Genomic DNA, 8222 nt, shown 5'->3' with positions numbered 1-8222 from the left:
CGTCGAGCCAGACCTGCCGGCCCGGGTCGATGGCGCCCTCCGGCCCCGGCGGCCAGGCGTGGTAGAGCAGCCATCGAACGCCTGGCCCTCGACGTGCTCGCCCGCGCCGGCGCGCCCAGCCGCGGCGCCGTGCGCGCCGTCGGCGGCGGCAGCCGTAGCCGGCCCTGGCTGCGGATCCGCGCCACCGTGCTGGGCCGTCCATTCGTGGTGCCGGCCGAGGCGTCCAGCGCCTACGGCGCGGCCGTCCTGGCCGCGTCGTCCACCGTGCACTCCGACCTGGCCGCGGCCGTCGACGCGATGGTCGCCCTCACCCGCACGATCGAGCCCGACCCCGCCGAGAGAGCCCGGCTCGACGAGGGATACGCCCGGTTCGTCGACGCGCTCGTGCGCCGCGGCTGGCTCTCCCCACACCCGACCACCACCAGTCCAGGACCGACGGAACTCCCCGGAGCAGATTGAGGTATGACCGTGAACAGCACCCGAGATGACGTTCCCGCCGGCGTTTCCGCCGAGGTGACCGCCATGCTCGACAGGGCGAACCAACTCGGAGCGGACCCGACGGTGACCAACTACGGCGGTGGGAACTCGTCGTGCAAGGCCCAGGTCGTACACCCGGCGACCGGCGAGACCACGACGCTGCTCTACGTCAAGGGATCCGGCGGCGACCTCGGGACCCTGCGCTACCCCGGGCTCGCCGTGCTCGAACTCGACCGGCTGCGCCGCCTCGACGACCGGTACCGGGGGCTCGAGCACGAGGACGACATGGTCGACCTCTTCACCTTCTGCTCCTTCGGCCCGGGCGGGGCCGCACCGTCGATCGACACCCCGATGCACGGTCTGGTCGAGGCCACGCACGTCGACCACCTGCACCCGGACAGCGTCATCGCCCTCGCCGCGGCGGCCGACGGCGAGCGGCTCGTGCAGGAGTGCTACGGCGACCGGGTGCGCTGGGTGCCGTGGATCCGGCCGGGCTGGGAACTCGGGAAGATGATCGCGGAGATCGTCCGGACCCAGCCGCACGCCGAGGGCGTGGTCCTCGGCGGGCACGGACTGACCACCTGGGGGGCGACCAGCCAGCAGTGCGAGGAGCGGGCGCTGCGGCTCATCCGCGAGGCCGCCGAGTTCATCGAGCGCACCGGCAAGGCCGAGCCGTTCGGCCCGGTACGCGCCGACCGCGCCCCGCTGCCCGAGGCGGAACGCCGGGCGCGGGCCGCGCAACTCGCGCCGATCCTGCGCGGTATCGCGGGCACCGACAGCCGCGTCGTCGGCCACTTCCGCGACGACGAGGTGGTACTGGACTTCGTCGGCCGCGAGGCCCTCGACCGGCTCGTGCCGCTGGGCACCTCCTGCCCGGACCACTTCCTGCGCACGAAGGTACGTCCGCTCCTGCTCGACACCGCCCCAAACGCGCCGTTGGAAGAGGTGGTGACGCGGCTGCGGGAGCTGCACGCGCAGTACCGCGAGGAGTACGCCGCCTACTATCACCGGCACGCCACCGCGGACAGCCCGCCGATGCGGGGCGCGGACCCGGCCATCGTGCTCGTTCCGGGCGTGGGCATGTTCTCCTTCGGCGGGGACAAGCAGACCGCCCGCATCGCCGGCGAGTTCTACGTCAACGCGATCAACGTGATGCGCGGTGCAGAGGCCCTGTCGACGTACGCCCCGGTTGACGAGAGCGAGAAGTTCCGGGTCGAGTACTGGGAACTCGAGGAACGCAAGCTGCGCCGCCGGCCGAAGCCGAAGGCACTCGCCGGCCGGGTCGCCCTGGTCACCGGCGGCGCGTCCGGGATCGGGCGCGCCACCTGCACGGCGCTGGCCGCCCAGGGCGCCTGCGTCGTGATCGCCGACCTCGACCACGAGGGGGCCCGGCAGTTCGCCAAGGAACTCGGCGGCCCGGACGTCGCCGGCGCCGTCCGCGTCGACGTGTCCGACGAATCCTCGGTGCGGGAGGCGATCGAGGCCGCCTGCCTCTCCTTCGGCGGGCTGGACATCGTGGTGAACAACGCCGGCTTGTCCCGCTCAGCGCCGCTGGAGGACACCAGCACCGAGACGTGGGACCTGCAGTTCGACGTGATGGCCCGCGGTTCGTTCCTCGTCTCACGGGAGGCCGCGCGGGTGCTGCGCGCCCAGGGCCACGGCGGGGACATCGTCTACATCGCCAGCAAGAACGCCGTCTTCGCCGGTCCCGCCAACATCGCCTACTCGTCGGCGAAGGCCGCGCAGGCCCACCAGGTACGCCTCCTGGCGGCCGAACTCGGCCCCGACGGCGTACGGGTCAACGGCATCAACCCGGACGGCGTCGTACGCGGGTCGGGGATCTTCGCCGGCGGCTGGGGCGCCCAGCGCGCCGCGGTCTACGGTGTCCCCGAGGAGAAGCTCGGCGAGTACTACGCGCAGCGGACCCTGCTCAAGCAGGAGGTGCTGCCGGAGCACGTCGCCGCCGCGGTCGTCGCTCTCGTCGACGGTTCCCTGCCCCTGACCACCGGTCTGCTCGTCCCGGTGGACGGCGGCGTTCCCCAGGCGTTCCTGCGATGAGCGTCCGCAACCCGCTGGGCATCCACGCCGCCGTCTTCGTCGGCGGCTGGAGCCCCGAGGAACGCCGCACCGCCGCCGCGCGGGCCCGCCGGGCCGGCTACGACGTGCTGGAGATCCCCGCGCTTGACCCGGCGGCCGTCGACATCGCCGACACCCGCGCCGTGCTGGATGAGTATGGGCTCGCCGGGGTCTGCTCCCTGGGCCTCGACTTCGACGCGGACATCTCCAGCCCCGATCCCCAGGTCGCCGCCCGCGGCGAGGCGCGGTTGCTGGCGGCCCTCGACGTGGCGGCCGGCCTCGGCGGGGGATTCATGGGCGGCGTGATCTACAGCGCGCTCGGCAAGTACGGCCGGCCGATGGACCCGCGCGGGCGCGACTCGATGGTGGCCATCCTGCGCCGGCTCGCCGGACGGGCCGCCGACCTGGGCGTCACGCTCGGCTTGGAGGCGGTGAACCGCTACGAGTCGAACGTCATCAACACCTGTGCACAGGCGGCCCAGGTGATCAAGGACGTCGGGGCGGGCAACATCGTGGTCCATCTCGACGTCTATCACGCCAACATCGAGGAGAACTCGATCGGCCAGGCGGTCGCCGACTGCGGCGACCACCTGGGGTACGTCCACGTGGGCGAGTCACACCGGGGCTACCTGGGCACCGGATCGGCCGACCTCGACGGGCTCTTCCAGGCCCTGCGGCAGGTCGGCTACACCGGCACCGTGACGTTCGAGTCGTTCTCCCGGGCGGTGGTCTCCGCCGACCTGTCCGACCGGCTGGGCGTGTGGCGGGACCTGTGGGAGGACGCCGACGAGCTCGCCGCCCACGCGCAGGCGTACATGTCGGCCCGACTCGGGCGGACCGACCCGGCGGGCTGAGACGGCGACCGCCGTGCGCGGCCCCGACCAGGACCGGCGAGGTGGAGCCCGCCTCGCCGGTCCGGAACTCCGCCACGATCGAGCATTCCCAGCCACCTCGAGCTGCTCCCGCGTGTCGCGGGTCCGGCACGAGCATGCCTTGTCGACGAGGCCGTCGCGGGCCACGAAGTAGCGGTTGAGGTTCCATTTCAAGTATTGGCGGAGGGACGGGTTGCTGAGCGCTGAGCGGTCCGTGGGCAACGCGTTGAACTCGTCTTGCGGGAGCGCGGGCAGGTCCGGCGTCATGCTTGGGCCGTATCGACGCCGCCCCATCGCTGGCAATGGGCAGGGGGACGTGATGTGCCTCCTGCGCGCAGGTGAAAGGAACTCGACCTTGTCAGCCTTCTGTCACCCTCGTCAGTTGTCGCGCTGAACCGGTTCCGGCAGGGTGTGGCTGCACGACCAACTCGCCACGGGCCTCTGGAGACACCATGGCTGTCAGCAAAGTTGATCCATCCCCTTCGAAGTCGAATCCGATTCCAGCCCCTTCGAGGCCGGATCCGGCGCCGGTCTCTTCCAAGCCGGATCCGGGCGTCATCCCGGCGTCTGATTCGCCCATTGGATTTGTGCAGGCTCCGGCGGATCGCTTGGTCCGCAGCGCGACCTTCATCCAGGCGTCCGATGCGTTGACCACCCAGGCTCGGGGCATCGCCTACGTCGGCGACGCTTCGATGCGGGACCACGTGGAGTCCCTCGCCGCCACCTCGTCGGGGACCGAGCGGGCGCTGATGCAGGGCGAAGAATTCCAAGACCTCGGATACCTGCTGCTGGATCAGATACGGCTCCGGCCGGCTGGCGCGGTTGTCGGTGACCTGCAGTTCACGATGGGCCTCGCGCCGAAGGAACGTGTGGTCCTGACGCAAAAGGCGTGGACCAAGAGGAACGTCTCCCTGGAGGAGGTCCTCAGCCAGTCCGAGGAGACATCGATCGAATACTCCAGCGCCTTCTCCACCGAAATCGGGGAAAACACCGAGCACCAGCAACAAGAGCAGCTGTCACAAAGCCTGAGCGCAAGCGTGTCGGGCGGGTACGGGCCGGTCTCCGCCTCGGTCGGCTACGCGGCGTCCGCCTCCCAGGCGCAGACCGCCACCGCTCAGACGACGGCAAGCCAGGCCCGCGAACAGACTCGTAAGACGTCGGACAAGGCCAAGAAGGAACATCGCATCACGTTCAGTGTGCAGACGGAGACAGGAATCGAGAACCTCTCCCAGCGGACCATCGAAAACCCGAACTCATGTCACTCCCTGATGCTGAACATCTACCGGGTGCATCAGAAGTTCTCGGTCTCGCAGGAGCGGTGGGGCATTCGGGCGTGCTGGGCACCCTGCATTCAGGACCCGGGAAATGGAGTGCGACCAAAGCCGGGCCAGCAGGCCGGCATGACCGAGGCGGATCGCGCCACGCTCGCAGACGTGGCGAGTTGGGTTCCCCCGGACCTTCCCGCGCCGCCGGGTGACGAGGTCCTCGAATCGGGCTGGTCCGAGGTGGTGCACTCGGGAGTGTTCGGGTACCGCGCGGACGTCAAGACCGACATCACGGTGCCGGCCGGTAAGGTTCTCGTCTCGCTCGATGCCGAGCGCCATCCCGACACGCAGTGGGGCAGCCTGGGGTGGCCGTGGGACCACACCAACCCGGGACCCGGATCGACCGGCACGCAGGAGATCTGGTGGCACGTCGGTCTTAAGGACTGCAATCCCTTCGGCTGCCCGGAGCCCCGGATGCAGATCAGGACCAAGTACACCGTGGGCCCGAGCAGCGACGCCCTCGCGGCCTACGCGGACACGCTTCGACAGCGTCGAGATGCGGAATACCAACGGCGCCTCCAAATCATCCAGGAGCGCCTCAAGCAGGAATCGACTCCCGGCTCCGAGGGCGGCGCCTTCGATCCCCTGACCGAGCTGATGCGCCGGGTCGTCGCGGATATCGATATCACCACCTACGACAAATGTTCGGAGGTTGTGCGCTGGCACGACGCCTTTGAATGGGAGAACGCCGCGTACGAGTTGTATCCGACGTGGTGGCGGGGTTGGGCGCCGGATGGGGAACAGAGCCGCAAGACGGACTTTCTCAATGCCTCCTGGGCGCGGCTCTACATCCCGATCCGGGCCGGGATGGAGGAACTGGCGTTCGAGCTCCTGTACGGCCCGGGCGGGAAAGACCCAGGGCTCCAGAAGTTGATCGGGGATCTGCGTACCTACCGGGCGGATGCTTTCGGTCAACCCGGCGCCGAGAAGGTGATCGAGCTCGCCTCGTGGGACGAACTCATGCCGACCGACGGCACGTACCTGGAGCCAGTGCTTGGCGTGAACAACGCGTGCGAGGATTCCCTTGTCGCCCTGATGGAGGCGGAACGCCGTCTGATCGAGGCGCAGGCACAGGCGTTGAATCCGGGTCGCCCGAAATGACGTCACCGCCCGGAGCGGCCACCTCGTCCACCGGACTCGTGGCCGACGCCCTGGCCGAACTCGGTCGGTCCGCGCCGACCGTCGGCGAGATCCGGGACGCCTACCTGAGTCTGCACAAGTCACTCAGTGCTGCCTACGTGTCGGCATTCCGGTTGATCGCGAAGGCCGACCGCGGCCGATACGTCGAGACGTTCCGGGCTGACCACCAGAAGGGCAGCAAGGTACTCGTGGAGGCCGTCGGAGTTCTGCGAGGGGCCCGGGAGGTTCCCGGGCTCGTCGCGGATCTCGCGAAGTCGATGCAGGTGGCAACGGCCGTGTGCGCATCGGTGCAGCCGCCGCCTGCGTCGGCGTCGTTGCTCTTCCTCGGTGACCCCTCGGTCGTGTCCGCACAGTCGTTGCTCGAGCGGTCCGCCGGCCCCTTCCAGGTGGCGTTTGAGCGGTACGTGCGGGCCGCCGCACCACGGTTGGTCGCGCTCGGACGAGGTCAGGGTCGCCGGTTCGACGCGCCTGACTCGCCGATGACCCAGTACCAGGCCGCCCTGGCCCAGCTTGTCGTAGCCAACTTCGCCTTCCTCGCCGTCTACGCCGCGCTGCCGTCGAGGGTGCTGTACGAGTCGGTGGACGGCAACGCCGGCGCCCGGGCGGCTGTCACGAAACTGGGTGGACAGCTGCGCGGCGCCGACGGGCGCGAGTGCGCGGACGCCGATCTGCTCGGGTTCGTCTCGGCCGCCGGATCACTCACCGAGTTCGAGATGGGCCTCTGGTTGGGTCTCGGCGTGAACCAGTCGACCAGCTCGCAACCTCTGGCCGGGCTGCGTGACCTCTCCACCGACCTTCTCCTGGCGGAGGTCGGTCGGGACGACAGGAAGGTCCGCGGCCTGGCCGGCGACGCACTGGAAGGCTGGAAACTGAGCGACAAGAGCGGGAACCGCCTGCCATCCGTAACCGGTGGCGGTGTCGACCGCTTCAATCCCACCTGGCCGCGCATCGTGGAGCGGTCCAAGTCATACCTGCTGTCGGGCAGTGCGAGACGCGCTGATCCCCTGGTCGTCATGCACGCGATGCCCGGTACTCAGCTCGGGCTGCTCGTGGCCACCTCCCTCTACAAGAAGGCGGCGCGATTCGTCGTGCCGAGCGACGTGTCGCCGCCGGACCTGCCGGTTCCGGCCGTCAACGCGGGATCACTCGAGTTCGGCGGACGGCACCAACCGCACGACACCCACAAGAGCGGGGCGGAGATCGATCTCGACCTCGCGGACCTACCGAATCTTGAGAACTTCCAGCTTCCCAAGGCGGCAGCCGTCGTCGCCCGGGCACAGCAGGACGGCGGCGAGTTCGCGCTCGACACCATGACGCAGGCCGATGTCACCTCGTTCATGCGGCACACCATCTGGTTCTCGACGCTCAAAGATGCGATCAACGCGGCGACCGTTGGGTCGGGTCAACCCTTCGACTCCTTCCGGCCTCCTAACTTCGACAGCTACGCGACGGCCGATCCGGACCCGGATTCCGAACGGGAGCCGCACCGGCTCCGGCCGCCCGACAGCGCCCGGATTGTCGCGCAAGCCCGCGCCTTCTGTCTCAGCGTTCTCCTGAGCGGGAGCAGCTGGCTTCTCTTCGGAGATCCGTGGGTCTTCGTCGACTGCTTCCGTCGACTCAACGCGGCCCGCACGACGATTGAGAAGAGAGTCGGCAAGGACGGCCTCAGGTCACTCGGCTGGCCGGACGTGGAACGGGTTCGCGTGGAGCCCTACGTCCATCACAATCACTGGCACGCGGAGTGGAAGCTGCGGCTTGACCGGGCCACACCTCGCGAGCCCAGAGATGTGCAGACGGCACCCGGACCTGACGTGTTCGCCTGGGCACCCGTCTGGCGGGCACTCGGCCTCGAACTGGCGCCACTCAAGGAACTGCTTGCCGAAATCAGCGGACAGAGCCCGGTGGCAGCCCCACAGTGCAAAGAATTGATCGGCCTGTTGGAGCGCCGTTGGCCTACAGGCGAGCGCCTACCCGACCTCTTCGGTGCCATCTACGGCGGAGACAACGAGGGCGACCGCGAACTTCTACGCGACACCGCCCACACCGGCTCCCCGTGATCGCGTCGCCGACGCCGTCTACGACGCCGCCCTCCGCGACTACGTCGTCACGGACCGGTCGCTGGCCTACTTCGGCGGAGCGCTGTAGTTGATCCGCTCCGCGGTCGAGGGGCACGCCCTCAAGATCGCGTACCTGCATGCAGCACAACGCCGTTGCGTTTAGCGCCGTGAGCGGGAGGCAAGCCCTTTTTCGAAGATTGTGATGTCGGCGTGGAAGCTGTAGGTCTGCGCGGTTGGGGGATGCTGGGCGGCGTTCGGGCTGTACTTGCCGGTCG

5 protein-coding genes are annotated in these 8222 nt (G+C 69.2%); all 5 read left to right on the top strand.

Translation table 11 applies throughout. The features are described 5' to 3' along the window. The coding region (locus ACWEVO_RS22230; protein ID WP_452309449.1) for an FGGY-family carbohydrate kinase at positions 1–459 on the top strand (459 nt) is incomplete at its 5' end. Positions 460–522: 63 nt separating this feature from the next. After that, positions 523–2535, top strand: a complete 2013-nt coding sequence (gene rhaD / locus ACWEVO_RS22225; protein ID WP_452309448.1) for a bifunctional rhamnulose-1-phosphate aldolase/short-chain dehydrogenase — start codon at positions 523–525, stop codon at positions 2533–2535. Next, positions 2532–3407: a sugar phosphate isomerase/epimerase family protein gene (locus ACWEVO_RS22220; RefSeq protein ID WP_452309447.1), complete on the top strand. Its 876-nt coding sequence runs from the start codon at positions 2532–2534 to the stop codon at positions 3405–3407. The genes rhaD and ACWEVO_RS22220 overlap by 4 nt, the downstream gene beginning before the upstream one ends. Before the next feature lie 470 nt (positions 3408–3877). Further along, positions 3878–5851 carry a hypothetical protein gene (locus tag ACWEVO_RS22215; protein WP_452309446.1) on the top strand — a complete coding sequence of 658 codons (1974 nt, stop codon included), beginning with the start codon at positions 3878–3880 and terminating at the stop codon, positions 5849–5851. 38 nt (positions 5852–5889) lie between these two features. Then, positions 5890–7947: a hypothetical protein gene (locus ACWEVO_RS22210; RefSeq protein ID WP_452309445.1), complete on the top strand. Its 2058-nt coding sequence runs from the start codon at positions 5890–5892 to the stop codon at positions 7945–7947. Positions 7948–8222 lie beyond the last annotated feature (275 nt).

This window comes from Micromonospora sp. NPDC003776 (genome assembly GCF_053605645.1).
This window is presented reverse-complemented; position numbering and strand designations above follow the sequence as displayed.